Source organism: Streptomyces silvisoli, from assembly GCF_029269905.1.
GTDB lineage: Bacteria > Actinomycetota > Actinomycetes > Streptomycetales > Streptomycetaceae > Streptantibioticus_A > Streptantibioticus_A silvisoli_A.
Map to the genome: position 1 here is coordinate 19,992 of NZ_JARJBC010000012.1, position 25,148 is coordinate 45,139.

Genomic DNA, 25,148 nt, shown 5'->3' on the forward strand with positions numbered 1-25,148 from the left:
GACAATGGATTTGTCAGTCCGCTTTATTCGCCGTCAACGACCCGGATAAAGGCCGGCCGATCCCGACATCGCGGAAGCCCGACAGGAGCCGACGGCCAGGGTCCCGGTCGGCTCGGCGCGAGCATCCGGCGTTGTCAGTGGTGCCTGTCAGTCTGGTCACATGAAGCCGTCGACTCCGTGGACGCTCGTCCGCATCCAGCGTGCGCTGCACGCCAGTTGGGCCGCTGACACCTGCTCGGCGGACGACGTCGCGCGTGCCCCCTGGCAGCCGGACAATCCGGCATGGGGCCACTGCGACATCACCTCGCTGGTGGTGCACGACCTGTTCGGCGGCGAGCTGGTGCTCGGCCGGGTGCGCCTCGGCGACGAGGAGCGCGGCCACCACTGGTGGAACCGGCTGCCCGGTGGGGCGGAGGTCGACCTGACGCGCGAGCAGTTCCGGCTGGGGGAGTCCGTGGTCGGTGGGCGGACCGTGCCGCGCCCACCCGGCCTGCCGGTACGCAGAAGGGCTGAGTACCTGCTGCTACGCGACCGCCTGGCACGGCAGTTGGGGTCCGAGCTGCCGCCGTCTCCGGCGGGGGAGGCCGAGCCGGTGCGCGGATGCCTGGAGATGGACGGGCGCCGACTGTCCTACCTGGACTTCGGCGGACCTGGGCGGCCACTGCTCGCGCTGCACGGGCACTTCTGCGAGGGCCGTACGTTCACCCGCCTCGCCCGGCAACTCGCCCCGCATTGGCGGGTGATCGCACCTGACCAGCGCGGTCACGGCCACTCGGACCGGCCGGTGTCCGGGGAGCGGGACAGGCCGGACTACTCCCGCTCCGGTTACGTACAGGACGCGGCGGCACTGCTCGACCGGCTCGACCTCGGCCCCACGGTGGTGCTGGGGCACTCGCTCGGCGGGGTCAACGCCTACCAACTCGCCGCCCGGCACCCACACCTGGTCAGCGCGCTGGTGATCGAGGACATCGGAGCAGTGGTCGATGACGACCTGTCCTTCTGCCTGGTGTGGCCCAGCCGGGCACCGAGCAGGGCGGCGCTGGTCGAACGGCTGGGGGATGCCGCGCGCTATCTCACGGACTCCATACGTGAGTTCGCGGACGGCTGGGGGCTGGCCTTCCGGTCGACGGACATGGTCGCCTCTCACCGGCGGCTCCTCGGCAACCACTGGGGGGACTGGTTGGCCACCGACTGCCCGGCGCTGCTCGTCCATGGCGCGTTCAGCGACACGCTGGACGCCGAGCACGCCAAGGACATGGCGGCCCGGCGTCCGAACACGCGGCTCGTGGAGCTGCCCACGGGTCACACGGTCCACCAGAGCGATCCCACCGGATACGCCCTGGCCGTGGGCGGGTTCCTCAGCTCGCTGTGAGCTGCCGCCAGGGGCGGACGAAGTCGTGCAGGGCGCGTCGCGCGGCCGGGGCGAGCGTCCGTTCGTTGACCGGGCTGCCCGCCGGATGCAGTAGGTGGTCAAGGCCGGGCAGCACCCGTAGCCCAGGACCGGTGGTGCGGGCGCTGGCCAGGGCGGCGAGCAACGGCGGGGTGGTGCGGCACGGCACATTGGCGTCCGCGGTGCCGCAGGTGACCAGTCCACGCGTGCCGTGGGCGATGCCCCGGGCGATGTCCGGCGGATAGCTGGCGTCGTCGCTGCGGACGAAGACGGCGTTGTGCGGACCGAACAAGGCGTTCAGGAAGGAGGCGATGGATGGCAGCAGCCCTGAGGTGCCCACCTGGTGGTGGGCGCGGAACTCCGCGATGGCCCGGCGTACACCGGCCTTGTTCAACGCCGCCTGACCCGCGCTGAGTTGGTCGACTGCGACGGCCTGGTCCAGCTGACCGGCGAGCTGGTAGTCGACCGCGTCCAGCAGCCGGGTGTCCTGCGGGGCGATCAGCGCCAGCCCGGCGGGCTTCTGCCGTACGGCGCGGTCCACCAGCAGGGCCTGGAGGCCGCCCTCGCTGTGCCCGACGATGAGCAGCGCGTTCGGGTCGGCCTCGGGCTGGGCCCGCAGGGCGTCGTACGCGGCCACGGCCTGGCGGGTGTAGGCGGCCATGTCGATGTGGTCGGAGTTGCGGTAGCGGCCCCAGCCGGTGTTGCCGGTGCCGTACTTGTCGAAGCGCAGGCTCATCACGCCGTCGTCGCCGAGGGTGCCGGCGAACAGGGCCAGGGTGTGCGGGGTGAACGCGGGTGGTTCGTCACCGTCGCGGTCGGTCAGGCCGCTGCCCGGGATCAGCAGGGCGGCGGCGAGCCGGTAGCCCGCGCGATGGGCGGGGATGTGCACGGTGCCGTACGCCGTGCTGCCGTCGGCGGTGAACCGTACCGGGCGGTCGGTGGCCGCTATCAGGGGCGCGGGGCGGGCGGCCGCGGTCGCCTGGGCCACCGGTCCGACGGTGGTGACGGCCACCGCGGTCAGTAAGGCGGCCTGGATACGCCGCCGCCAGGCGGTGTTGTGCCAACGCATCTGTCCTCCGGGGAAGTTGGGGAACCGCTGAACCACAAGGGCGGTGGGTGTGATGTGACGGAACGGCGGTCAGTGGACGATCAGCGGCAGGAGGAGCGGAACGCCCACGATGAGCACGAGCAACACCAGTGCGCGAGGGTTGCCGAAGTTGAACGTCCACCCGAAACCGGACCGTTTCTGCACCATTAGCGAGGGATCGGTGCGATTGGCGTAGAGCGATCCGGCCACGTGCCAGTAACGGTCGTCGTCGCGCTGGACCATGCCGGTCTCCGGCTCCCGCGCCGCGCCGTCCGCCGCGGGCAGGCGGCTGCCCGCCTGCCCGGTGCGCAGTGCGACGCCGACCACGACGAGCAGACCGACCAGCAGCGGCAGCAGGACGAGAAACGGCGACAGGCTTCCGGTATGCCACATGGACCAGGCCGCGACGAGCATCGACAGATTGACGCAGGCGGCGAGCAGCAGCAGGCAGACCACCGCGCGCACCGAGAAGCGCCGGTGCCTGCGCGCGGAGTCGACCGGCCGCGCCGGGTCCAGCTCAGGCCGGGCACGGAACGAGAACCAGGACAGCCCCAGGAGCAGCGCGGTCACCCCGGCCTGCGTGAAGACCAGGAAGAAGACGTTGCCGATCGACTTGGTGGCGTAGTTGTCCGCGTGACCGACCGCGTTGAAGTGCACCGGAAGGCGTTCGGGCACTGACGGATAGACGATGACGCCGGTCACGGCCGTGGCCGCGACGATCAGCAGGGCGGGGATCGACCAGAGCCAGGGGAAGCGTTTCGTTTCGGTGCGCAGCGAGGTGTCGGCCACCACGCCCTGGCGCAGGCCGCGGTACCACTCCTCGTCGCGTTTGACCGCCGCGATCGCCCTGTTGGCCCGGGCGAAGGCGGCCAGGGCCAGGGCCGCAAGCAGCAGGGGCGACATGCCGGGGAAGCCGAAGTGGGTAGTAGCCGTCAGCGTGGTGCACACGGCGATCACTCCCGCGCCGCCGACGCCCACCATCCACCGGTAGCGTCCGCGCTGTTCGGCGATCACCGGAGCGTTCACGCGAGCGGCGGGGATCCGTACCCCGAAGGGCAGGGTGGGGCTGGTCAGCGAGGGCGTGAGCCACACAAGTGCCGTGATCACCAGTCCCAGGAGCGGGTCGACCAGTAGCCCTGCGCTGTTCATGACGCCGAATCTCCTTGCTTCGCCCCGTGGTCCGCGCCGTGTGCGACGAGCGCGGTCGGTGTGAACGAGGCCAGTACGGAGGCGCAGCTGTCCAGTACCGCCGGGTCGCCGACGCCATGCGCGACCGCTTCTGCGAGCAGCGTCCGCAGCCGTGTCTCCCACTCGTCGGTGAAACCGGGTTCCGGTGGACCAGTGCTGGGGTCACGCTGGACCAGGGCGCCGCTCTTGCGGTTGATCCGCAGCAGTCCTTCCCGTCGCAGCAGGTCGTAGGCCTTGTTCACGGTGTGGAAATTGATGCCCAGATCGACCGCGAGCTGCCGGGTGGAGGGCAGCGAACCGCCCTCCACCAGCTCACCGGATGCGATGGCCTCCACGATCCGGTCCCGGATCTGTAGGTAGATCGGCACCTCGCTGCCCAGATCGAGGCTGAGGATCACGTCCGAACTCCCGCTGTCGCTCTGCTATAGCTTTTATAGAACAGTACAGCAAACTGGCCTATCCCCAGGGGTGTTAGGAATGTGACAAGGCCTTGGTGGAGCGACGGGTGCGCCCCCAGGGCTTGGTCACCGAGATCGCGGTGATGAAGACGTACAGCGCCAGCGCCACGCTGGGCGCGATGACGAGGTCCCGGCCGCCGGCCGGCGCCGGAAGCCCGGCCACCGCCGCGTCCGCGGCCTGCCCGATGACCGTGCGCAACGCCAGGATCGAGGCCGCGGTGGCCGCCAGCGTCAGCCAGAACTTCGTCAGGACCCAGCGGTGCCGGGCCAGCCCCCAGTGCGTGCCGAGCGACAGCACCAGACCGCTGACCAGTGTGAGCAGGCTGACCGGCGTGACAAGCCAGTCGGCGAGGATCCGCATGGCCGGGTAGGCGGCGGCAGCGGTTGCCGGATCACGGCTCCCGGCACCCGCGATGCCAAGGGCGAGCAGCGCGGCGGTGAGGCCGAGCCAGCCGACGGATACGGTGACGTGGAGTACGAGGACGGCGCGGCGCGTCCGGCGGGTGAGGTTCATGGTCCCACCGTCGCCGGGGTCGCGCGTCCAGGCGTCGCACATCGGGAGTATTCGCGACGTCTTCCCTGGCAGCAGACCCGCTGGACCCACCGGTATCGTGCCCTGACACTCAGGAGGGGGTTCGGTGGCGAAGCTGCACCTGTTCGACATGGACGGAACACTTCTGTACGGCTCGTCCGCGAATGTGGAACTCGCGCGGGAACTGGGGCTGGTCGAGGAGTTCCATGCCCTGGACGCCGACTTCCTGGCCGGGCTGATCGACTCGCCCCACTATGCGCGGCGGGCGTACGAGTTGTGGCAGGACCTGACCGTGGCGCAGGTGGCGGCCGCGTTCGCGGCGGCGCCCTGGCTGGAGGGTATACGTGAAGTCTGGGCGGACATCCGGGCCCGCGGTGAGTACTGTGCGGTGATCTCGCTTTCCCCGGACTTCTTCGTCCGTCGGCTTACGGCGTGGGGTGCGCACGCGGCGTTCGGCGGCAGGTTCCCGGAACTTCCTTTCCGCGGCGCGCCGTTGGACGTGTCCGGTCTACTGGCGCCGGAGTCGAAGGTCCGGATCGCGGATCGGCTGTGCGCGGAGTACGGACTCACTCGCGCGCAGTGCGTTGCGTACGGGGACTCGATGTCGGACGCCGCGTTGTTCTCGGTGGTGCCGACCTCGGTGGCGGTGAACGGCGACCATCATGTGAGCGGGCTCGCCACGTTCTCGTATGCCGGTCAGGACCTGCGTGCCGCCTACGAGTTGGTACAGGGCGTCTGACCAGCGCGAAGGCGTTGGTTCGCCGATTATTACCCACGGGTAATTAGTCGGTGCCGCAACTCGGCGGTCGCCCTAAAGCAGTTGATGACCCGGGGTGATGCTAAGTAAGTGAATTCCGGGCGTCTGTGGGCAGAATCACGGAAATTGGCGGAACTTGGATCCACCGGGGGTATCGGGGCTTGTGGATTCCCGGCCGCCCGGTATGGTCGACTGCGATCGTTCGCGGCCTGCCGCCGCGGAGCCGGAGAGTCCGTCGGGTGGAATCGATGTGCAGCAAGGGCAGGGCCGAAGCCGTGAGCCAACCCACCTTAACCTGAACAGCCCTCCGTTACCCGGACTTCCGGCTATTTGTCCTATGCCGTTGCGGGACGTGGCACGCTCTCCCCGTAGCGACCGGCCGCCGACGGCCACGTTGGGGGCCGGTGCGGCGCGTCCGCTCCGCCGGTACTGTGGCGCGGCCCAGCGGGAAGCGGCGGAGCGGCGGAATGCGGATATTGAATGGGGGACAGCCGGAACGCCGCCTGCGGCGTTTCGATTGTGACGTATGAAAACCGACCGGGAGATGTTCGAGGCAGACCATGGACGCTCTGACCAGCAGTTCGGCCGATCGGGGGCCCGGTTCCGATAGCGGATACGCCAAGGGCCGAACTGGCGAGGCGAACGCCGCTTCCGCCGCATCGAGGTCGGATAACCAGGGCGATTGGGACTGGTTCGCCCCGGCGAAGCCGCACTCCACGGACGATCCGGCCAATGGCGACCCCGACACCGGCGACTTTTCCAACTCCGGCCAGGGAGAGGCCGACCCGCACCAGCGGTCGACCGACGGCGGCGGTGCCGGGATACCCAGCCGTGCCCCGACGGCGATACGGCCGGTGGGGAGCAGCCCCCGGCGAACCGAGCCCGGCGGTCAGGACCTGGCCCCCGGTGCGCCGTGGGATACGGAGCGGGACGTTCCGCCTCCGGCGGAGGCCACCCGTCCGGGGCTGCCGACCCGGCCCCGGCAGCCCGCGAGGTCGGCCGAGGAAGCGGCGGCAGCCACGTGGAGCGGCCGCCCGGACACGGTGCCCCAGCAGCGCGGCGCACAATCCGGCGCTGTCGCTACGCACGCAGGGCACCGAGAGACGCCGCCCCAGTCCGAAGGCTCCTGGTTCGACCCCTCGCCGGCCAACCCCACCGAACACCAGCGGCCCGCGCCCCCGAACCCGAGCACCGAGGCGCCTCAAGCGGCCGCCGAGGCCCGGACGCCGGAGCCGTCCGCCACGTGGGGGAGCACTCCGCCGGTGCCCGGTGTCCACACTCCGCGGTCTTCCGGTGCCGCCACGGCCGAACCATCCACCGCGGCACGGCGGTTCACGGCGCCGCAGCAGCCGACGGCCCCGCAAGAAGGGGCCCAGTGGGAGCACGGCGGCCCGGCCGCGCGCCAACCCGCCACCGAAGCACGGCCTTCCGTGGCACCCGAGCCTCAACCCGCCGTCAGCGCACAGCCGTCCGCCGCGCCCCGGCCCACGGCACCGGAACCCGCCGCGTCACGGGGCGAGCCCACGCGTACCACCGTCCCCGCGCCGCGGGCGACCGCCAAGGGCGCCGCCCCGTCCGCCGACGCCGTGCTCATCCGTCGCACGATGGACGCCATCGAGCCCGTCGCGGACAAGACCACCTCGTACTTCTACGCGCTGCTGTTCCTGGGCCATCCAGAGCTGCGCGACCTGTTCCCCGCGGCGATGGACGCGCAGCGCGACCGGCTGTTCAAGGCGCTGCTGACCGCCGCCAAGCACGTGGACGACGCCGACACGCTCACCGAGTACCTCTCCAACCTCGGTCGCGGGCACCGCAAGTACGGCACCAGGCCCGAGCACTACCCCGCGGTCGGCGAGTGCCTGCTCGGTGCGCTCGCCCGCTACGCGTCCGATGTCTGGAACGAGGAGGTGGAAGCCGCCTGGGTGCGCGCCTACACCGCCATCTCGCAGATCATGATCGACGCCGCGGCCGCCGCGGAGCTGACCTCACCGCCGTGGTGGCAGGCGGAGGTCGTCAACCATGAGCGGCGCACCAAGGACATCGCCGTCGTCACCGTCCGCCCCGACCAGCCGTACCCCTTTCTCGCCGGGCAGTACACCAGTGTGGAGACCCCGTGGTGGCCGCGGGTGTGGCGGCACTACTCGTTCGCCTCCGCCCCGCGCCCGGACGGACTGCTGTCCTTCCACATCAAGGCCGTACCGGCCGGATGGGTCAGCTCGGCTCTCGTCAACCGTGCCCGCCCCGGTGACGTGATCCGGCTCGGTCCTCCCGCCGGTTCCATGATTGTGGACCACGGCACTGACAACGGGCTGCTGTGCCTGGGCGGCGGTACCGGCATCGCGCCGATCAAGGCGCTGGTCGAGGACGTGGCGGAGCACGGTCGTAGACGCGCGGTCGAGGTCTTCTACGGCGCCCGCAGCGGCCATGACCTCTACGACCTGGACACCATGCTCCGGCTGGAGCAGGAGCACTCGTGGCTCTCGGTGCGCCCGGTGGTCTCCGAGGGGCCGTCCGGCGGGCTGACCGGGCCGCTGTCCGAGGTGGTGTCGCGGTGCGGTCCATGGCACTCGTTCGACGCGTATCTGTCCGGCCCGGCCGGGATGATCCGCAGCAGCGTCGACGCGCTGGTGGGTATCGGCATGCCCGCACACCGCATACGTCATGACTCGGTGGCGGAGCTGGTCGGAGCGGCAGGGCACTGAACGAGCGGCGTGCTCAACCCACGGTGCCCGACAAGGCGTTCAACACATCTCGGGAGAAACGTTGAACCAAGATCCTCTTGACTTGACGTTCGCCGCGCGACGGCCTGGTAGCGATGGTGAGCACCAGATCCAGCGGGAACTCGGCACGGTGGAGCGTGCCGACCGTTTCTACCGGGAGCAGGTCCGCGACCGACTCAACGCGCGGATGCGGGAGTTCACGGCGCGGCAGGAGATGCTGTTCCTGTCCACGGCGGACCGCGACGGCGAGTGCGACAGCTCGTTCCGCGCGGGACCGCCGGGGTTCATCCGGGTGCTGGACGACCGGACGCTCACGTACCCCGAGTACCGGGGCAACGGTGTGATGGCCTCGCTGGGCAACATCCGGCAGAACCCGCATGTCGGGATCCTGATGATCGACTTCTCCCGGGACCGCATCGGTCTGCACGTCAACGGTCGCGCCCGGCTGGTCCCCGACGACCTGATGCGCGCCACCCACCCCGATCTGCCGGTCGACCCGGTGCCGGGGCGGCGTCCGCAGGTGTGGGTGGAGGTGGCGGTCGTGGAGGCGTACATCCACTGCTCCAAGCACATACCGAGACTGGTCAAGGCGCCGCGAACCGGCGCCTATGGCGACGGCGAACAGGTTTGGGGCACGGACGACGTCAAACGCAAGGGCGGGGACTATTTCGGCGCCGCCGCCGAGGCACGGCAGCGGGTGGCCACCGAGCCGTGCGGTGCGGGGGGCGCCGACCAGCAGGGCGGATTCGAGTGGTTCGGCTGAGGTCCGCTCACCCGAGGTCGTTGGCGAGCAGTGCCCGGACGCCCTCGATGTTCGCGTCGAGGTAGCCGCGCAGCGAGGGCGGGACCACGTCGACGGACCCCACGCCCTCGCGGGTGAACGGGACACGGACGACCTCGTACGTTCCACATGGCTCGTCCACCTCGGGGCCGTGCCGTCGGGACAGGTCCATCGAGGCCAGTCGGCAGACGAAGAAGTGCTGCACCTTCACCCCGCGCACGCCGTCCTCACGAACGTGTTCGACGGTGTCCACGAAGGCCGGGACGACATCGGTCACCTTGGCGCCGAGTTCCTCGTCGACCTCGCGATGCAGGGCGTCGACCACCGTGGCGTCCTCGGGCTCCACTCCACCGCCGGGAGTGATCCAGTACGGCGGCTCACCCGGCTTGGTGCGCTTGATCAGCAGGAGGTGGTCGCCGTCGAGGAGGATCGCCCGTGCGGTGCGTTTGACCACCGGCCGGGCGGCGGGATCTGGGCTGTCCGCTGCCATGGAGGAAAAATGCCGCACCTCGGCGGTGGTGAAACGCCTTGGCCGGGGCGAATCGGAGTGCGAGATTCCAAGGGCTCCGGCGGTCACCACTCGGCGGCGGCGTTGAGCAGCCGCTCGTGCGCGCGGGCCAGGTGCGGCAGGGCGAGGGTGCCCGCGCGGACCACCAGGTAGTAGGTGCGCAGCGGTGGAATCCGCGGTTCGAGTACCGGGACGACCTCACCGGCGGCGATCGCGGCGGCGCACAGATAGCGCGGCAGCACGGCCATCCCGGCGCCCGACCGTACGCACTCCAGCACCGCTCTCAGGTCCGGTACGACCACGGTGGCGTCGGCGACCGGTTTGCCGCCGAAAACCTCCGCCCAGTAGCCGACCAGCAGCGGGAGATCCTCCTCGTAGCCGACGAGCGGAACGCTGTCGAGCGCTTCCACCAGTTCCGTGGTGGGCTCGGACGCCGGTGCGCGCAGCGGTGTGGGCGCGGGCGTCGTGAGGAGCGCGCCGATACGCTCCGCCCATCGCGGCGCGGTGACCAGCACCTGTTCCTCGTCCCACAGCGGCGTGGCGTGCAGCAGCCGGGCCCGTGGCCGGGTGGTGCCGACGACCAGATCGTGCCGCCCCTCCGCGAGGCCGGCCAGCGCCTCGTCCCCGCAGCTGTGTGCGACCCGCAGGGCGAAGCTCTCCCCGGCGAGCGGCGCCAGCGCGGGCAGCACCCGTAGCGCCGTGAACTCCGTGGGACCGGCGAGGTGCAGCGTACGGTCCTGTGCCGCGCCGTCCAGCTCGCTCTCGGCGATCTCGCGGAGCGCGTCGAGGTGCGGCGCCACCTTGTGCGCGAGCTCGTCCCCCACGGTGGTGGCGGCGACGCCGCGCGGCAGACGGAGGAACAACTGGCGACCCAACTGGCGTTCAAGGCTGCGGATCTGCCCGGTCACCGCGGGCTGGGAGAGCCCCAGGAGCTGCGCGGCCCTGGTGAACGACCCGGCCCGGTGCACAGCGACGAAGGTGCGCAACAGGGCCAGATCCATGGGTGCTCCTTGTTCGGTGCGTATGCAGGAGGCGTTTGCCTGGCGAATCGGCAACGATAAATATGTCGATGGGCACGCTCTATAACTGTGATTGGACACTGACGCAGAGTCAACTAACCTTGTGGGGGCGCTAATTCGCGCTGAGGGGCAGGGCGGTCGGAGCCACGAGGGGGGAGGCTCTGACCGCCCGTTCCCGTTACGCGCCGCTACCGGGCCGGACGCGGCCCCGGGGACGCGCCCCTGTTCCCGGCTTCGGCCGACACGCCGCCATGCGAGTGACGATCACGGAGAGTGGTCCGTGGACTCGCTATTGCTTCGGTGAGCTGTTCCCGAAGCAGAGGAGACCCCATGGGCACCATCGCCCGCCGAACCGTTCCGCTGGCGCTGGCCTTGTCCGCCGTGCTGGCTCCGCTCACGGCGGCTCCGGTCGCCGCCGAGCCCGCCGCCCGCGCGGTGCTGAAACTCAGCATCGAACACCGGCACCACCGCCACGGCCGCAGCGCGCCCACCAGGGTCCTGCTGCTGTGCGGGCCCGCCGGCGGTACGCATCCGTCCCCCCAGGCGGCCTGCACGGCGCTGGAGGACGCACGCGGGCACTTCAGACGGTTGCGGCGGGCGACGCGGCTGTGTCCGATGGTCGTGGACCCGGTGACGGTCAGGGCGCACGGTCACTGGTGGGGCAGGCCGGTCCGGTTCCGGCGGACGTACGTGAACAGTTGCGTGGCCGCCCGGCAGACCGGAGGGGTGTTCGCCTTCTGAGCCCGCCGCGGTGTGGGAGTTCCGCGCGGCTAACGCGCCGCGTCCAGTGCCTGGAGCACGTCCGCCACGATGTCCTGCGTGTCCTCCACGCCGACGGAGAACCGGATGAACCCCTCCGGAACCGTGTCCCCTCCCCAACGGGCCCGGCGCTCCGCGGTGCTGAGCACCGAGCCGAAGCTGGTCGCCTCCCCGGCCAGTCGTAGTGCGGCGAGGAAGCGGTCGGCGTGCTCGCGATCGGGCAGGACGAAGGACACCACGGGCCCGAAGTTACGCATCTGCCGCGCCGCCACCTGGTGTGCCGGGTCGGTCGGCAGCCCGGGGTAGCGCAGCCCGGTCACCTCCTCGCGCTGGCCCAGGGCGGCGGCCAGCGCGAGCGCGTTGCGCTGCTGCTGGGCGACCCGCAGATGGAGCGTCGCCAGGCAGCGGTGGGCCAGCCATGCCTCCATCGGGCCGGGGATCGCGCCCACGGTCTTGCGCCACAGCCGCACTGACGCCGCCAACCGTGGGTCCCGCGCGGTCACATAGCCAAGCAGCAGGTCTCCGTGGCCGGTCAGCGCCTTGGTGCCGCTGGCCACCGCGAAGTCCGCACCCAGTTCCAGGGGCCGTTGGCCCAGCGGTGTGGACAGCGTGTTGTCGACTGCGACCAGGGCGCCGACCGAGTGCGCGGCGTCCGCGAGCCGCCGGATGTCGCAGACGTCCAGGCCGGGGTTGGAGGGCGTCTCGATCCACAGCAGCCGCGCGCCGTCCAGGGCGTCTAGTTGCGCATCGCCTGCCGTTGGCGCCAGCCGTACCCGGACGCCGTACGACTCAAGGCGCTCTCGCAGCGCACGGGTTGTCTGGTAGCAGTCGGAGGGCAGTACCACCGTGTCCCCGGAACACACCTGGGAGAGGAGCACCGCCGATACCGCGGCCATTCCGGAGGCGAAGGCGACCGTCTCCGCCGGGGCTTCCGGCGACTCCAACCCGCAGATCGCCTCTTCTAGACGGCTCCAGGTCGGGTTGTCGTCACGGCCGTAGGTGTAGGGGCCGACCGCCTCGCCGGGCAGGTGGTAGTGCGCCGCGAAGGTAGGACCCGGTAGCGACGGGGCGTACGGCTCGGCGGGTGGCCTGCCGGCGTGCACGCTTCGGGTGCCGTCCCCTGTCCCGGTGGGGTGTTCGGACATCGCTGCCTCCTGCTCGGACGGTCGATGTTTCACGTGAAACCACGATCCCGCCGGAGGGCGGATCGCTATGCGCTGGTTGTATATGGCCTGTGATCCTAAGAGGCGGGGCGATGCCGGGATGGCGGGTTGTGGCGCCGCGGGCAGCTGTCGCACTGGTGTGGTTCTACGAAGGCCTGTGGTGCAAGGTCGTCCCCGGGCGGGCTGACCAGCGCGCGATCATCACACAGATTCCGCTGCTACCGCACTGGGCGGTGACACCGGTGATGGTGTCAATCGGCTTGGCGGAGGCGGCGGTTGGAGTGTGGGCCCTCAGTGGGGTCCGGCCGTATCTGGCGGCGGGCGTCCAGACCTGGCTGATCGGATCGTTCAATCTGGGTGGGCTGCTGTTCGCGCCGGACCGAATAACCGAGCCGGGACGGCTGATCGTGATGAACCTCGCGCTGATCTGCCTGATCTGGCTGGTGGCCGAGCGGCGGGCGTCCCGATGAGGGAGACGCCTTGGGCGACCGGGCGGATCCTCACTGCGCAGAGCGGTGGCCCCCGGCTGCTGTTCGGCCGGATGTACGAGGACCCGCGCATCGAGCTGCGCGCCTTCCCCGCTGCCGCCCGTGTGCTGTGCATCGCCTCGGCGGGCGATATGGCGGCCGCCCTCGCGCACGCCGGACACGATGTCACAGCCGTCGACATCAACCCCCGCCAACTCGCCTACGCGGCAGACCGCGTGACCCACGGCGCCCCGGCCCGTACCGGTACCGCGGAGCACCTGACGTCCGTCGGACGGCGTGCCGCCGCCGTGCTGCCCGGCTGGCGGCCCACGGAACTCGCGGCGTTCCTCGAACTGAACGACCCCGCACGCCAGTCGGCCTGGTGGCGGACACGGCTGGATGGCCCGGGGCTGCGCCTGCTGATGGGCGTCGCACTGCGGCCCGCAGGTCCGCTCGCGGCGCTGCTGCGCCCCGGATTCCGCGGCGTGGCCCCTACGCGCTTCGACGCCGTACTGCGTCAGCGCATCGCGGGCACCGTCGCCCGGCATCCGAACGCGGACAACCCCCTGCTGCGGTTGCTGCTGCTCGGTCTGGCCCCCGATCCGGCGCCCGCCACGGGCGTGCGGTTCATGCACACCGAGGTGGCCGAACACCTGGAGTCGGTGACCCCCGGCAGCTATGACGCCGTGACGCTCTCCAACATTCTGGACGGCCCGGGCGGTTCGTACGCCCGACGGCTGCGCGCCGCAGTGGAGCGCGCGGTACGGCCGGGTGGCCTCGCCGTTCTGCGCAGCCTGCGCGGCTCGGGGCGGCCCACCGACGACCGCTGCCCGCTGTGGGGAACCGTGCGTCTGATGCCTACAGGAGGCCCTAGGTGAAGCATCTGCTGCGCCGCCATCCGATCCCACTGCGCACACACTTCGCGCACTCGCTCGTCCTGACCTACGCCTTCCCCGCCGACGTACTGCGGCCGCTGCTCACCCCCGGCCTGGAGCTCGACACCTACACGTCGGACGGGCAGGAGTACGGTTTCGCGGCGGTCGCGCTGGTCGATCTGCGGGCACTACGGCCGGTGTTCGCGCCACCCGTACTCGGTACCGACCAGCTGATGACCGGCTACCGGGTCTTCACCCGCTTCCGCACTCCGGGCGGGCGGACCATGCGCGGGCTGCGGATCCTGCGCAGTGACACCTCCAGCCGGGTGCTGGCGCTCGGTGGCAACGTGCTGACCCGCTACCACTACCAACTGGCCGGACTGCGCTGCCGGTTGACCGGTGACCGGCTGGAGTTCGCGGTCCGTTCCCGGGACGCGGCGGCCGATCTGCTGGTCGCCGCCGACCTCAAGGGAACCGCCACGCTGCCCGAGGGCAGCCCCTTCGCCTCCCTGCGCGACGCCCGCCGCTTCGCGGGGCCGCTGCCTTACACGTTCGAGTACGAGCCGCGCGATGACAGCGTCACGGTGGTGAAGGCGTTCCGCACCCGGTGGGAGCCCCGGCCGGTGGATGTGGAGGTACGGCGGCTGACCTTCTTCGAGCACGGCGTTTTCACAGGTACCCGGCCCGTGCTGGCCAACGCCTTCCATGTGGCGGGCGTGGACTACGGCTGGCACGCGGGCGTACGGCATGGGACGGACGGGAGCCGGATATGACCGTCGAGGCCGTGGACGGTACACCCGCACCGTCTGGCGCCCGGCATGTCGTCGCCTACAACTGGCCGCTGTATGTGGCGGGTTCTGCGGCGGCCGCCGCCGGTGCGGTGATCGGGCGCCGCCATCGGGCCGCCTGGGCGGGAAGCGCGCTGGCCGCGTGGTGGCTTTCGGCCAGTGTGCTGGCCAGTCACCGTGTATACGACCGTTCGCCGCTGCACAGCTGGCGGTGGCTGGACCGGGTGCTGCCGGAGGGGCCCGGGCGCCATCTGGTGGTCTCGGCCGGGCTGGACGAGGCGAGCGCGGCGCTGCGGGCCCGCCACCCCGGCGCCGCGCAGACCGTCGCCGACCTGTATGACGCGCTACCGGTGACGGAGTCCTCGTTGCGCCGGGCGCGCCGCCGGGTGCCACCGCGGCCGGGCTCGATACCGGCGCGCCCGCACCGGCTGCCGGGCGCCGACGCCTCGTACGACACGGTGATCGCGCCGTTCGCGGTGCACGAACTGCGGCGGGCCGCGGACCGGGAAGCGCTGCTGGCCGAGTGTGCCCGGATACTGCGGCCGGGCGGTGCCGTCGTGCTGGTCGAGCACTGCCGCGACGCCGCCAACACGGCGGTCTTCGGGCCTGGCGCGCGGCACTTCATGCCGAGGCGCGAGTGGCTGAGGCTTGCCGCCCGCTCGGGTCTCACGGTCGCCCACGAAGGGCGGATCGCGGGCTACGTCACCGTACTGGTGCTGCGGAAGCGGGAAACGGTGTGACGGCGCTGCTCACCCTGGAGGGGCAGCTACGGCTGGTCGGGCTGGCGTTGGTGGTCATGGGGGCGGTGCATGCCGTACTTCCCCGGTTGATGGGCTGGCCCGCCGATCTGGCGAGCACCACCTTGCTGACCCGGCAGGTGTCGTATGCGCACCTGTTCTTCATCGGGCTGGTCTGTGTGCTGTTCGGCCTGCTGCCGTTGGCGCTCGCGCCCGAACTGCTCGCCGGGACACGGCTGGGCACCGCGCTGCTCGCGGGCGAGACGGTCTTCTGGGGGTTGCGCTGGGTGTTCCAGTTCACGGTGTTCCCGGCTCGGTTGTGGCGCGGGAACCGGATGCGTACCGCGGCGCACATGGCGCTGGTGCTGTTGTGGACCTGGGTGGCGGCCGTTTTCGGCTATGCGCTGGCCGCCACCCCGTGATGCTGTGTTTCACGTGAAACATCAGCTGTCGTGCACATCAGCGGTGGTCGTCCTCGTCCGGGAGGATCAGATGCATCGCCCAGGCGACGATGCTCACTACGAGGCCGCCGACCAGTGCGGCCCAAAAGCCCGAGACATGGAAGTCCAGCGTGAGCTTCTTCGACAGATACGAGGTGAGCATCAGCATCAGCGCGTTCACGACCAGCGTGAACAAACCGAGGGTGACGACGAACAGCGGAAAGGACAGCAGCTTCACGACCGGCTTGACGAGCCAGTTCACCACGCCGAAGACGAGCGCCACCAGGACCAGGGTGAGCGCTTTGTGGGCGGTGTTGGAGCCGGTGAGTGTTATGCCCTTGATCAACCAGACGGCGACGCCGAGGGCCACAGCGTTGGCCAGCGTCTTGAGCACGAATTTCTTCATGGTGTGATCGTCGCAGAGACTCTGGTGGGGGCAAGGAAGAACTGGTGGAGAGAAGGCGAGGGACCGGGCACATGAAGGCGTTCCGGCTGGACGACCTGGATGCCGAGCGCGCGGCGAACGACGGCGCATACCTGCGCTTTCTGCGGGAGCGGAACATGTCCGCCGGGCTCTACGCGCTCCCGGCGGGCGGCACCGACACGCAGTCGCCGCACCCGCAGGACGAGATCTACCTGGTGGTGAGCGGCCGGGCGTCGATCACGGTGGGAGAGGAGACGACGCACGTGGCCAGGGGCAGTGTTGTCTACGTACCGGCCGGAACGCCGCACCGCTTCCACCACATCACCGAGGATCTGCGGGTGCTGGTGGTCTTCTCCCCGCCCGAAGGATGACCGGCGGCTTCAGGGTCCCGTAAGGGTCCGATCAGGGGCGGATGGGGACCGTGGACCCTCGGTTCCGGGTACTCGTGACCGTAAGCTCGAATCACAAGCCAAGTAGGGGCGGAGGGAGTCGGAAATGAGCGACAACGGGTTCTTGAGCGGCCTGCCCTGGTGGGTCAAGTGGGTCGCCGTGCCGGTGATCGCACTGGTCGTCTTCGGTGGACTGATCGCCAGCATCATCGGGTTCATCGCGGGTCTGCTGTTCAAGGTGGTGCTGTTCGCGGCACTGGTCGGCGGCCTGGTCTATGTGGTGAAGAAGTTCACCTCGTCCTCGACCTCGCGCAGCGACTGGTAGTCGCCCATGGCGCGGACCCGGCAGGAACAGCGAACGCTCGCGGCGGAGGAGATTCCGAACCGCGAGCGTCGCTGTTTTTCCGGCCAACTACCCGGAAAGGCCTAGGAGTTGTGGCCCTCGTCCTGGACCGGCACCCGCTCGGAGCGCGGTGCCGAACCGTTGGGCGATGCCGCAGATGCCGCAGATGCCGCAGATGCCGCAGTGGTGTCCTTGGCGGTCTCGCTGTTCATGGAGGCGAGTAGCTGACGGGCCAGGCCGAGCCCGGTGCCGCCCATGGTGAGTGCCTTGGCGAACATGTCGGACATCCCGTCGGCGCCGTTGAGCAGCACCATGTGGTCGACGTTGCCGAAGGCCGCAGAGCCCGCCCTGACGATCTCCGGCCAGTTCTCGGCGAGTTGCTGGGCGACCACCGCCTCCTGGTTCTCCGCCAACGCCGCCGCCCGCGCCTTGATGGCCTCCGCCTCGGCCAGACCCTTCGCCCGGGCCGCCTCGGCCTCGGCCAGACCACGAGCCTGAGCCGAGGCCGCCTCCGCCTCACCGGTGGCCTTGGTGGCCGCCGCCGCGGCCATACCGCGGGCCTTGGTCGCCTCCGCCTCGGCGGCCGCGGCGGTCTTCACCCGGGTCGCCTCGGCCGCGGCGGCCAGCTCGGTCTCCTTCGCCTTGGCCTGCGCGGCAGAGATACGGGCGTCGCGCTCTGCCTCGGCCAGGGTGCGCTTCTCGTACGCCTTGGCGTCCGCGGGCTTGCGGACGTCCGCCTGGAGCTGCTGCTCGCGGCGGTGCGCTTCGAGTTCCGCGACGCGGGTCTCCTGGACCACGACCTCCTGGCGCGCCGCGGCCTCCGACAGCGGGCCGGCCTGGCGGGCGGTGGCCGCCGCCTTGTCGCGCTCCGCCTGGTAGCCGGCCTGGAGGATCTCGCTGTCCCGGGTCGCCTCGGACATCCGGGCGGCGGCCTTCTGCTCGGCCTCGGTGGCCAGCCGGTCCGCCTCCGCCTGCGCGATACGGGCGTCCCGCTGGACGGCCGCGGCGTGCGGCGCGGCCAGGTTCTTGATGTAGCCGGTCGGGTCCTCGATCTCGTGGATCTGCAACGAGTCGACGATCAGGCCCAGCTTCTCCATCTCCGTACCCGAAGCGGAGCGGGTCTGCGCGGTGAGCTTCTCGCGGTCGCGGATCATCTCCTCGACCGTCAACCCGCCCACGATGGACCGCAGATGACCGGCGAACACGTTGTGCACCCTGTCGCCCATGTACTTCTGCTGGTCCAGGAAACGGCGGGCGGCGTTGGCGATCGACACGAAGTCGTCGCCTACCTTGAAGATGACCACGCCGCGGACCTTCAGCGGAATGCCCTGCTTGGTCACGCAGTCCACCGACAGCTCGGACTCGTTGAGGTCGAGCGAGAGCTTGCGGACCGCCTGCATACCGGGGAGGACCAGCGTTCCGCGCCCGGTGACGATGCGGAAGCCCATCCCCTCCTCCAGGCCCTCGGTACGGTGCTTGGAGCCGGAGATGACCAGTGCTTCGTTGGGCTCGGCCACGCGCCACATCAGCTTGAACAGCGCGACCAGGATGATGATTGCGACGAGTACCGCACCCGCCACGACGCCGATGACCATCGGCACATGCCCCCTCTTACCACGGCTCCCTGATGGAGCCGACATACGCGAGTCTGCTCCCGCCTACGGCGGGCACCAAGACCCCGACCCGCACAGGACGCGGTTGTCGAACCCTTGGTTCACACCCGCGTCCAGACCGTTATCGATCTTCGGGTTTAGCCGGGGGTTCACACGAAGGGCGCGACGTAAACGGTGCGCGGCGGCTGGTACTCCACGACCACGACCAGCGTGCCGGTCTCGATGCGCTGGCCCGCGTCCATCGGGTAGGCCAGGAAGTGCTCGGCGCCACCCCGGATCCGTACGATCACTTCGCCCACCAGACCCGGGCCGATCGTCCCCGTCACCCGCCCTTGAAGCCCCACCATGTCCGGAGCGTAACTCAGGCCCTGCGCCGACGCCCCCTGCGGTGCGCCCGCTCCGGGCGGTCCGCGCAGACCACCAGGGCCGCCAGCAGCGTGGTCAGCGGTACGGACGCGACGAGTCCGATGCTGCCCACCAGCGTGCGCACGATCTCCTCGGCGACGATCTCGCTGTTCGCCACCGTCGCCACCCCGCTGCGCGCGATGGAGAACAGCAGCAGCAGTGGTAGCGAGGCGCCCGCGTACGCCATCACCAGGGTGTTCACCACGGAAGCGATGTGGTCCCGGCCGATGCGCATGCCCGCCCCGTACAACCGGCGCCAAGTGGCCGCCGGATCCGCGTCCTTGAGCTCCCACACCGCCGCGACCTGGGTCACCGTCACATCGTCGAGCACCCCGAGCGAGCCGATGATGACACCGGCGAGCAGCAGGCCGCGGATCTCGATGCCCGGGTAGAGGGTGTGCACCAGACCGGTCTCGTCGGAGGTGTCGCCGGTCAGCAGCGCCCAGTCGATGAACACCGAGCCCAACAGCCCGATCAGCAGCAGTGAGCACAGGGTGCCGAGCACCGCGACCGAGGTACGGGCCCCCACGCCGTGGCACAGGTAGAGCGCCACCAGCATGATCGCGCTGGCCCCGACCACCGCGACCAGCAGCGGGTTCGCGCCCTGAAGGATCGCCGGAAGCACGAACAGGGTCAGCACCGCGAAGCTGATCACCAGCGCCACCAGCGCGGTCACCCCGCGCAGCCGTCCCACCGCCACCACGGCGAGCGCGAACACCGCGGCGAGCGCGGCCATCGGAACCGTACGGTCGACGTCGATGACCGAGTACCTCAGGTTAGCCGGAGCGCCCGGCGAGTAGGCGACCACGACCCGCTGCCCGGTCGTGTAGCGGCGCAGCTGGCCCGGCTGGACGATCTCGGTGAACGTGTGGCCGGTGTCCCTGCCGGAGGTCACCTGGACGACGGTGCGCTGGCAGACACCCGAAGTGGCGGTCGATATCGGGCCGTTGGTGCACGGCGTGTCGACGACCTGGCGGACCTGGGCGCTCTGCGTCTGCTGGTCGAAGCCGACCCCGGTGTGCGTGTGCGCCGGGGCGCCGTTCGGCCACAGCACGACCAGGCCGATGGCGACGGCCGCCGCGAACGGGACCAGGACCGCGGCGATCACCTTGCGCAGGTGCGCGGAGACCGGATGGGCGGGGCCGTGCGCATGGCTGTGGCAGTGCCCCTGAGCGCGGGCGCGGGCCGGGTCGGCGTCAACGGGGTGCGCCGCGCGGGTGAAGCCTGCCGTATCCGACGTGTCCGTCGTGTCCACCCGCAGATCATGGCAAGGGCCCCTGGCGCCGCGCCCGGGTGACCCGCTAGCGTTGTGCGTACCTTTGCAATCGCGGGAGCTCGGAGCACCGGGCTGAGAGGGCGCTGATCTCCGTACCACGGGACGTACGGAAACCGCTGCGTCGACCGCTGAACCTGTTACCGGGTAATGCCGGCGTAGGGAGTGGGTCTCATGACCATGCAGGATGCACGCACGCCTGAAACCTCTTCGGAGATCGGCTGGCACAAGGGCTACCTCGAAGGATCCCGTCCGGATCTGCGGGTGCCCGTGCGCAGGGTGCACCTCACCAACGGCCGCGATGTGACGCTGTACGACACCTCCGGCCCGTACACCGACCCCAACATCGAGACCGATGTGCGGCGTGGGCTCGCCCCGCTCCGGGAGAACTGGATCATCGCCCGGGGCGACACCGAGGAGTATCCGGGCCGTGAGCTGCGCCCCGAGGACGACGGACTGAAGCACACCTCCCCGCGCGGCGGTCTGCGCAACCTGGACGCGGTCTTCCCCGGGCGTCCGCGGCTGCCCCGCCGGGGGCGCGGCGGGCAGGCGGTGACCCAACTCGCGTACGCCAGGCGCGGCGAGGTCACCGCGGAGATGGAGTACGTGGCGCTGCGCGAGGGCGTCTCCCCCGAGGTGGTCCGCGAGGAGATCGCCGCCGGGCGCGCCGTGCTGCCCGCCAATGTCAACCACCCGGAGATCGAGCCGATGATCATCGGCAAGCGGTTCCTGGTGAAGGTCAACGCCAACATCGGCAACTCCGCGGTCACTTCCTCCATCGAGGAGGAGGTGGAGAAGATGACCTGGGCGACGCGCTGGGGCGCCGACACGGTCATGGACCTGTCCACCGGCCGCAACATCCACACCACCCGTGAGTGGGTGCTGCGCAACTCGCCGGTCCCGATCGGCACCGTGCCGCTCTACCAGGCGCTGGAGAAGGTGGACGGCAAGGCCGAGGAACTCACCTGGGAGATCTACAAGGACACCGTCATCGAGCAGGCCGAGCAGGGCGTCGACTACATGACGGTGCACGCCGGTGTGCTGCTGCGGTACGTACCGCTGACGGCGCGGCGCAAGACCGGCATCGTCTCGCGCGGTGGCTCCATCATGGCCGCGTGGTGCCTGGCGCACCACAAGGAGAGCTTCCTGTACGAGAACTTCGAGGAGCTCTGCGAGATCCTTCGGGCGTACGACATCACGTTCTCGCTGGGCGACGGTCTGCGTCCGGGCTCCATCGCGGACGCCAACGACGAGGCGCAGTTCGCGGAGTTGCGTACGCTCGGCGAGCTGAACCAGATCGCCAAGTCGCATGACGTGCAGACGATGATCGAGGGCCCCGGCCATGTCCCGATGCACAAGATCAAGGAGAACATCGACCTCCAGCAGGAGATCTGCGAGGAGGCCCCGTTCTACACCCTCGGCCCGCTGACCACCGATGTCGCACCGGGGTATGACCACATCACCTCCGGCATCGGCGCGGCGATGATCGGCTGGTGGGGCACGGCCATGCTCTGCTACGTGACTCCCAAGGAGCACCTGGGACTTCCGGACCGCGACGATGTGAAGACCGGTGTCATCACGTACAAGATCGCGGCCCATGCGGCGGACCTGGCCAAGGGCCACGCGGGCGCGCAGGAGTGGGACGACGCGCTGTCCGACGCGCGCTTCGAGTTCCGCTGGGAGGACCAGTTCAACCTGGCCCTGGACCCCGACACGGCCCGCTCGTTCCATGACGCGACCCTCCCCGCGGAGCCCGCGAAGACGGCCCACTTCTGCTCGATGTGCGGGCCGAAGTTCTGCAGCATGAAGATCTCGCAGGACATCCGCCGGGAGCACGGTGGTACGGCCGAGGAGATCGAGGCCGGGATGGCCGAGAAGTCGAAGGAGTTCGCGGAGGCGGGGAACCGGGTTTACCTGCCGATCGCGGACTGAGGTTCCGGTCCACCGCGGAGGGGCTCCGGCTTCTGCTGGAGCCCCTCCGGTCTGCCCGAACGTCACTGCGCGCGTGCCCGGAGGTTGGCGGCGCAGGAGTCCGGCGCTTCGGTCAGCGGGATGTCCGGTCCGCGCACCGCGGTCCCAGGACGACGTTGACCTGGGCGACGAGCCGGGGCCGTCCGGTACGGCCGGCTGCCTGCCAGCACTGTTCGACGCGTCGGAACAGGCCGTCCATGTGCTCCGGCGGAAGCGCCGCGCCCAGGAAGCCGTCGCCCCAGCGTGCGACGCGTTCCATCACGACCGGAGCGAAGCCGCCGAAGAGGACCTCCGGTCCGCTGGCGCTCGCGGGCGCCGGACCGATGGGGCCGATGTCCGCCGAGAGCGGTTTCCCTGACCAGAGTTGGCGAAGGGCCGCCAGCTGCCCGTCGAGGCGGCGGCCACGGTGGTGCAGGTCGACATCGGCGGCGAGGTAGTCGTCCGCACGGCCGCCCACGCCGATGCCGAGGGTGAAGCGGCCGCCGGAGATCCGGTCGAGCGTCGCGCACTGCTTGGCGAGCAGCACGGTGGAGCGCAACGGCACCAGCAGTACCTCGGTCTGCACCCGGACGCGTGAGGTGGCACCGGCGAGCGTGGCCAGGGTGACCATGGGCTCGGGGTTGTCGTACACCAGCCGGTCGAGCAGCCCGAGGGTGCGGTACGGACCCTCGTCGGCGCGCCGCGCCCAGGTCAGCAGCGTGGCCGGGTCATTGATCGGCAGGCCGAGGCCCACCTCGATACGGGACATGGATTCGATCCTCCGGAAGGGCTCAGGGCATGACTGACCAACTGCCGCCCCTCCATGGCCCGTTGCCGGGCGCGCTCCCACACTGCGGCGTACTTCTGGAGAGCCTGATCCTCAGAGTGCGTCCACATTAACCGCGGTTCCGGCTACGTGCGACAGGGTTTCCGGATGGCACGTCCGGAAACCCCGTCGGCGTTGCGTCAGTGGTGACGGTGGGCGCACCAGCGGGGGGCGTGGCCGAGGGGCTGGACGTAGCGGGCGGACGACCAGCCGTACGTGCCGTCGGTCAGCAGGTACCAGCGCGGGTTGCCCTTGATCGACTCACCCCTGACCGCGCAACGGATGCTGAGGATCGAGCCGGTGGCGTGCCAGCCGACGACGCGGCTGTGCGTGGTCGGGCGCTGGCGGACGTTGAGGCCGCGACGGGCGATGACGCGGCCCCGGTAGTGGCGGTGGTGACGACGCCCGTTGTGCAGGCGGTGGTCGTGGCGGCGGTGTTGACGGTGGTCTCGGCCGTGGTCCCGGCCGTGGTCCCGGCCGTGGTCGTACCCACCGTCGCCTCTGTGGTCGCGGCCGTGGTCGCGGCCGTGGTCGTATCCACCGTCGCCTCTGTGGTCGCGGCCGTGGTCGTAGCCGCTGTCGCCTCTGTGGTCGCGGCCGTGGTCGTAGCCGTCGTCGCCTCTGTGGTCGCGGCCGTGGTCGTAGCCGCTGTCGCCTCTGTGGTCGCGGCCGTGGTCGTACCCGCCGTCGCCTCTGTGGTCCCGGCCGTGGTCGTAGCCGTCGTCGCCTCTGTGGTCGCGGCCGTGGTCGCCGTCATGGCGTCCGCCGTGGTGGTGGGGGTCGTCGGTGGGGGAGGACACGGCGGCCGGGCGCACGTCGGCGACCGCGGGGACGACGGCGGTGGCGGTGAGGAACGCGCTCGCGGCGACTGCGATCAGTGCCCTGTTGAGCTTCGACTGCGGAACCATCTGCTCACTCCTGGGAACGGAAGACCGACCCGTCCGCGACCCGTGCCGAAGGGCAGGCGGACAGGCAGGTGGGTGGGGTGGGGGGAAGTCCTGATGAAACGAAGCTAGTTCGCGGTGCGCCGGATGCCCCTCAACGCCTGGTGTGATAGGCCGATTAACCACCCGTCTGCGGAGTACGCGCAGGTCAGCGGGCAGGCCGAATGCCCTTCTGGCCGCCCTGGCATGTCGGTGCCGGCGCCGCCCGGCGTACGAGCCGGTCAGCCGCGTCCGGCGTACGAGCCCGTCAGCCGCGTCCGGCGTACGAGCCGGTCAGCCGCGTCCGGTGTCCGAGTCGCCGAAGTCGGGGCTGCTGAAGTCCGGGCTGGAGTACCGCGGGCTGCTGAACCGTGGCGGACCGGAGTCCGGCTCCTCGCCGCCCGGGCTGGAGAAGCCGGGGCGTGAGTACCCCAGACCGTGCGGCATATGGGGCCGGTCGTCGATGGGCGCGTCCTCGGAACCCGGCAGTCCCGGACCGGAGTTGGCCCGTCCGCTGCTGGCCTGCGCCTCGTGCAGGAACGGCAGCATGCCGCGCTCCAGCAGCGCCGTGAGCCAGGCGTCCTTGGCCGCCATGACCTCGGCCGGGTCATCGTGTTCGGTCGCCCGGATCGCCGACGAGCCGTCGCGCAGCGCGGTCAGCACCAGGCCGACCGTGCCCGCCAGCACCCCGGCACCGGCGATCGCCAGGAACAGCCAGCCCGCCGTGCGCAGCGGTGCCGCTATCGCGGGCTCCGGGTCCATCGCCGCCAGTACGTACCCGACCAGCAGGAAGATCAGCGCGGCGGTTCCGGCCAGGATCGGGGTCAGCACCGCCACGATCGCGAACAGACCGGCGCCGCCCGAGGTGTCCCCCGCGCCGCCACCCGCCGTGGCGTGCCCGTTGTCAGCGCGCGGCGGCTCGGGGACCACGGCGCGCTGCGCTTCGCGCACGCGCAGGTAGTGGTCGTACTCGGCGGCGGCGCATGCCGAGATCGCGGCGGCGGCACTGAGAGCCATGGTGCGCAACTGCTCGGAGCTGAGCCGGGTGCCGTTGGCGGCGGGTGCTTCCGCCGCCGCTCGCAGCGCCTCGTCGAGGACCCGCTCGAAATCCGGGCGGTCCTCGCTCAGCAGGTGCGGAGCGCTGTTCATGTACATCCCCCGATGCTCCGTTCCCCTCCGACCTGCCATGTCCCGGTCCTGCGCCGGGGCGGCTGGTCGAAAGCGGAAGGCGAGCGTATGACGGATAAACCGATGGTAGAGCGCGGCACTGACACGGTGACAGAGTGTTTACCGAATTCGGCTGCTCGGGCTGGTACTTACGGTCCTTCCAGGT

General features: G+C 70.4%; 26 protein-coding genes and 1 pseudogene. 13 read left to right on the forward strand and 14 right to left on the reverse strand.

What is annotated here, in order from left to right; genetic code table 11:
* Positions 1–160 precede the first annotated feature (160 nt).
* Entirely contained in the window at positions 161–1,372 is a 1,212-nt protein-coding gene (locus P3G67_RS35840) for an alpha/beta fold hydrolase (RefSeq protein WP_313880732.1), read from the forward strand.
* Here the strand turns inward: P3G67_RS35840 and P3G67_RS19270 are convergent.
* From P3G67_RS19270 to P3G67_RS19285, 4 genes are all read right to left on the reverse strand, one after another.
* Positions 1,359–2,459 (reverse strand): alpha/beta hydrolase, encoded by a 1,101-nt coding sequence (locus tag P3G67_RS19270; protein ID WP_276094549.1) that lies wholly within the window; start codon positions 2,457–2,459, stop codon positions 1,359–1,361. The two genes, P3G67_RS35840 and P3G67_RS19270, sit on opposite strands and share 14 nt — an antisense overlap.
* A 69-nt stretch (positions 2,460–2,528) precedes the next feature.
* Positions 2,529–3,626: a DUF1648 domain-containing protein gene (locus tag P3G67_RS19275; protein ID WP_276094550.1), complete on the reverse strand. Its 1,098-nt coding sequence runs from the start codon at positions 3,624–3,626 to the stop codon at positions 2,529–2,531.
* Complete coding sequence (locus P3G67_RS19280; RefSeq protein WP_276094551.1) at positions 3,623–4,063, reverse strand: GntR family transcriptional regulator; 441 nt, start codon at positions 4,061–4,063, stop codon at positions 3,623–3,625. Before P3G67_RS19280 ends, P3G67_RS19275 begins: the two co-directional genes overlap by 4 nt.
* Before the next feature lie 73 nt (positions 4,064–4,136).
* Positions 4,137–4,637: a DUF2269 domain-containing protein gene (locus P3G67_RS19285; RefSeq protein WP_276094552.1), complete on the reverse strand. Its 501-nt coding sequence runs from the start codon at positions 4,635–4,637 to the stop codon at positions 4,137–4,139.
* A gap of 124 nt (positions 4,638–4,761) precedes the next feature.
* Here P3G67_RS19285 and P3G67_RS19290 point away from each other — a divergent pair, with 124 nt between their 5' ends.
* The 3 genes from P3G67_RS19290 (at position 4,762) to P3G67_RS19300 (ending at position 8,895) form a co-directional block, all read left to right on the forward strand.
* Complete coding sequence (locus P3G67_RS19290) at positions 4,762–5,394, forward strand: HAD family hydrolase (RefSeq protein WP_276094553.1); 633 nt, start codon at positions 4,762–4,764, stop codon at positions 5,392–5,394.
* Positions 5,395–6,842: 1,448 nt separating this feature from the next.
* The gene (locus P3G67_RS19295; protein ID WP_391858297.1) at positions 6,843–8,114 is read left to right on the forward strand and encodes a globin domain-containing protein; all 1,272 of its coding nucleotides are present in this window, start codon (positions 6,843–6,845) and stop codon (positions 8,112–8,114) included.
* Between the two features lie 82 nt (positions 8,115–8,196).
* Positions 8,197–8,895, forward strand: a complete 699-nt coding sequence (locus P3G67_RS19300) for a pyridoxamine 5'-phosphate oxidase family protein (protein ID WP_269855428.1) — start codon at positions 8,197–8,199, stop codon at positions 8,893–8,895.
* 7 nt (positions 8,896–8,902) lie between these two features.
* Here P3G67_RS19300 and P3G67_RS19305 read toward each other — a convergent pair whose 3' ends face one another.
* A complete protein-coding gene (locus P3G67_RS19305) occupies positions 8,903–9,403 on the reverse strand; it encodes an NUDIX hydrolase (protein ID WP_276094554.1) in 501 nt (166 codons plus the stop codon).
* An 83-nt stretch (positions 9,404–9,486) separates the two neighbouring features.
* Positions 9,487–10,422, reverse strand: coding sequence for a LysR family transcriptional regulator (locus P3G67_RS19310; RefSeq protein ID WP_276094555.1), 936 nt, complete (start codon positions 10,420–10,422; stop codon positions 9,487–9,489).
* Between the two features lie 348 nt (positions 10,423–10,770).
* Here P3G67_RS19310 and P3G67_RS19315 point away from each other — a divergent pair, with 348 nt between their 5' ends.
* Positions 10,771–11,181, forward strand: coding sequence for an SSI family serine proteinase inhibitor (locus P3G67_RS19315; RefSeq protein ID WP_276094556.1), 411 nt, complete (start codon positions 10,771–10,773; stop codon positions 11,179–11,181).
* Between the two features lie 29 nt (positions 11,182–11,210).
* On the opposite strand, the gene P3G67_RS19320 is transcribed toward P3G67_RS19315, so the two are convergent.
* Positions 11,211–12,344 (reverse strand): cystathionine gamma-lyase, encoded by a 1,134-nt coding sequence (locus tag P3G67_RS19320; protein WP_276094557.1) that lies wholly within the window; start codon positions 12,342–12,344, stop codon positions 11,211–11,213.
* 110 nt (positions 12,345–12,454) lie between these two features.
* Here P3G67_RS19320 and P3G67_RS19325 point away from each other — a divergent pair, with 110 nt between their 5' ends.
* From P3G67_RS19325 to P3G67_RS19345, 5 genes are read left to right on the forward strand one after another with little or no spacing between them, the layout of a single operon-like run.
* On the forward strand, positions 12,455–12,832 hold the full coding sequence (locus P3G67_RS19325; protein ID WP_276094558.1) for a DoxX-like family protein: 378 nt from the start codon (positions 12,455–12,457) through the stop codon (positions 12,830–12,832).
* Positions 12,829–13,707 carry a DUF3419 family protein gene (locus tag P3G67_RS19330; protein WP_276094559.1) on the forward strand — a complete coding sequence of 293 codons (879 nt, stop codon included), beginning with the start codon at positions 12,829–12,831 and terminating at the stop codon, positions 13,705–13,707. Before P3G67_RS19325 ends, P3G67_RS19330 begins: the two co-directional genes overlap by 4 nt.
* Positions 13,704–14,477: a DUF2071 domain-containing protein gene (locus P3G67_RS19335; RefSeq protein WP_276094560.1), complete on the forward strand. Its 774-nt coding sequence runs from the start codon at positions 13,704–13,706 to the stop codon at positions 14,475–14,477. Before P3G67_RS19330 ends, P3G67_RS19335 begins: the two co-directional genes overlap by 4 nt.
* Positions 14,474–15,232 carry a class I SAM-dependent methyltransferase gene (locus P3G67_RS19340; protein WP_276094561.1) on the forward strand — a complete coding sequence of 253 codons (759 nt, stop codon included), beginning with the start codon at positions 14,474–14,476 and terminating at the stop codon, positions 15,230–15,232. Before P3G67_RS19335 ends, P3G67_RS19340 begins: the two co-directional genes overlap by 4 nt.
* Positions 15,229–15,651: a hypothetical protein gene (locus P3G67_RS19345; protein ID WP_269855437.1), complete on the forward strand. Its 423-nt coding sequence runs from the start codon at positions 15,229–15,231 to the stop codon at positions 15,649–15,651. The genes P3G67_RS19340 and P3G67_RS19345 overlap by 4 nt, the downstream gene beginning before the upstream one ends.
* Before the next feature lie 37 nt (positions 15,652–15,688).
* On the opposite strand, the gene P3G67_RS19350 is transcribed toward P3G67_RS19345, so the two are convergent.
* Entirely contained in the window at positions 15,689–16,075 is a 387-nt protein-coding gene (locus P3G67_RS19350; RefSeq protein ID WP_269855438.1) for a phage holin family protein, read from the reverse strand.
* Positions 16,076–16,146: 71 nt separating this feature from the next.
* Here P3G67_RS19350 and P3G67_RS19355 point away from each other — a divergent pair, with 71 nt between their 5' ends.
* Both P3G67_RS19355 and P3G67_RS19360 read left to right on the forward strand, forming a co-directional pair.
* Positions 16,147–16,464 (forward strand): cupin domain-containing protein, encoded by a 318-nt coding sequence (locus tag P3G67_RS19355; protein ID WP_276094698.1) that lies wholly within the window; start codon positions 16,147–16,149, stop codon positions 16,462–16,464.
* Positions 16,465–16,588: 124 nt separating this feature from the next.
* Complete coding sequence (locus P3G67_RS19360; RefSeq protein ID WP_269855439.1) at positions 16,589–16,807, forward strand: DUF5326 family protein; 219 nt, start codon at positions 16,589–16,591, stop codon at positions 16,805–16,807.
* A 101-nt stretch (positions 16,808–16,908) separates the two neighbouring features.
* On the opposite strand, the gene P3G67_RS19365 is transcribed toward P3G67_RS19360, so the two are convergent.
* From P3G67_RS19365 to P3G67_RS19375, 3 genes are all read right to left on the reverse strand, one after another.
* Positions 16,909–18,420 (reverse strand): flotillin family protein, encoded by a 1,512-nt coding sequence (locus tag P3G67_RS19365; RefSeq protein ID WP_269855440.1) that lies wholly within the window; start codon positions 18,418–18,420, stop codon positions 16,909–16,911.
* Between the two features lie 167 nt (positions 18,421–18,587).
* On the reverse strand, positions 18,588–18,785 hold the full coding sequence (locus P3G67_RS19370) for a hypothetical protein (RefSeq protein ID WP_269855441.1): 198 nt from the start codon (positions 18,783–18,785) through the stop codon (positions 18,588–18,590).
* Positions 18,786–18,799: 14 nt separating this feature from the next.
* Positions 18,800–20,098 carry a YibE/F family protein gene (locus P3G67_RS19375; protein ID WP_313880742.1) on the reverse strand — a complete coding sequence of 433 codons (1,299 nt, stop codon included), beginning with the start codon at positions 20,096–20,098 and terminating at the stop codon, positions 18,800–18,802.
* A 192-nt stretch (positions 20,099–20,290) separates the two neighbouring features.
* Here P3G67_RS19375 and thiC point away from each other — a divergent pair, with 192 nt between their 5' ends.
* Positions 20,291–22,048, forward strand: coding sequence for a phosphomethylpyrimidine synthase ThiC (thiC, locus tag P3G67_RS19380; RefSeq protein WP_269855442.1), 1,758 nt, complete (start codon positions 20,291–20,293; stop codon positions 22,046–22,048).
* 139 nt (positions 22,049–22,187) lie between these two features.
* Here the strand turns inward: thiC and P3G67_RS19385 are convergent.
* The 3 genes and pseudogenes from P3G67_RS19385 to P3G67_RS19395 all read right to left on the reverse strand — a co-directional run.
* Positions 22,188–22,826, reverse strand: a pseudogene (locus tag P3G67_RS19385) (LLM class flavin-dependent oxidoreductase); the annotation flags it as partial.
* 206 nt (positions 22,827–23,032) lie between these two features.
* Positions 23,033–23,800: an SH3 domain-containing protein gene (locus P3G67_RS19390; protein WP_276094562.1), complete on the reverse strand. Its 768-nt coding sequence runs from the start codon at positions 23,798–23,800 to the stop codon at positions 23,033–23,035.
* 309 nt (positions 23,801–24,109) lie between these two features.
* The gene (locus tag P3G67_RS19395) at positions 24,110–24,970 is read right to left on the reverse strand and encodes a hypothetical protein (RefSeq protein WP_276094563.1); all 861 of its coding nucleotides are present in this window, start codon (positions 24,968–24,970) and stop codon (positions 24,110–24,112) included.
* Positions 24,971–25,148 lie beyond the last annotated feature (178 nt).

Coding starts and splice junctions, on each gene's coding strand:
- P3G67_RS35840 (WP_313880732.1), top strand. CDS start 161: ATGAAGCCGTCGACTCCGTGGACGCTCGTCCGCATCCAGCGTGCGCTG.
- P3G67_RS19270 (WP_276094549.1), bottom strand. CDS start 2,459: ATGCGTTGGCACAACACCGCCTGGCGGCGGCGTATCCAGGCCGCCTTA.
- P3G67_RS19275 (WP_276094550.1), bottom strand. CDS start 3,626: ATGAACAGCGCAGGGCTACTGGTCGACCCGCTCCTGGGACTGGTGATC.
- P3G67_RS19285 (WP_276094552.1), bottom strand. CDS start 4,637: ATGAACCTCACCCGCCGGACGCGCCGCGCCGTCCTCGTACTCCACGTC.
- P3G67_RS19305 (WP_276094554.1), bottom strand. CDS start 9,403: ATGGCAGCGGACAGCCCAGATCCCGCCGCCCGGCCGGTGGTCAAACGC.
- P3G67_RS19310 (WP_276094555.1), bottom strand. CDS start 10,422: ATGGATCTGGCCCTGTTGCGCACCTTCGTCGCTGTGCACCGGGCCGGG.
- P3G67_RS19315 (WP_276094556.1), top strand. CDS start 10,771: ATGGGCACCATCGCCCGCCGAACCGTTCCGCTGGCGCTGGCCTTGTCC.
- P3G67_RS19320 (WP_276094557.1), bottom strand. CDS start 12,344: ATGTCCGAACACCCCACCGGGACAGGGGACGGCACCCGAAGCGTGCAC.
- P3G67_RS19325 (WP_276094558.1), top strand. CDS start 12,455: ATGCCGGGATGGCGGGTTGTGGCGCCGCGGGCAGCTGTCGCACTGGTG.
- P3G67_RS19330 (WP_276094559.1), top strand. CDS start 12,829: ATGAGGGAGACGCCTTGGGCGACCGGGCGGATCCTCACTGCGCAGAGC.
- P3G67_RS19340 (WP_276094561.1), top strand. CDS start 14,474: ATGACCGTCGAGGCCGTGGACGGTACACCCGCACCGTCTGGCGCCCGG.
- P3G67_RS19350 (WP_269855438.1), bottom strand. CDS start 16,075: ATGAAGAAATTCGTGCTCAAGACGCTGGCCAACGCTGTGGCCCTCGGC.
- P3G67_RS19355 (WP_276094698.1), top strand. CDS start 16,147: ATGAAGGCGTTCCGGCTGGACGACCTGGATGCCGAGCGCGCGGCGAAC.
- P3G67_RS19360 (WP_269855439.1), top strand. CDS start 16,589: ATGAGCGACAACGGGTTCTTGAGCGGCCTGCCCTGGTGGGTCAAGTGG.
- P3G67_RS19365 (WP_269855440.1), bottom strand. CDS start 18,420: ATGGTCATCGGCGTCGTGGCGGGTGCGGTACTCGTCGCAATCATCATC.
- P3G67_RS19370 (WP_269855441.1), bottom strand. CDS start 18,785: ATGGTGGGGCTTCAAGGGCGGGTGACGGGGACGATCGGCCCGGGTCTG.
- thiC (WP_269855442.1), top strand. CDS start 20,291: ATGACCATGCAGGATGCACGCACGCCTGAAACCTCTTCGGAGATCGGC.
- P3G67_RS19390 (WP_276094562.1), bottom strand. CDS start 23,800: ATGGTTCCGCAGTCGAAGCTCAACAGGGCACTGATCGCAGTCGCCGCG.
- P3G67_RS19395 (WP_276094563.1), bottom strand. CDS start 24,970: ATGTACATGAACAGCGCTCCGCACCTGCTGAGCGAGGACCGCCCGGAT.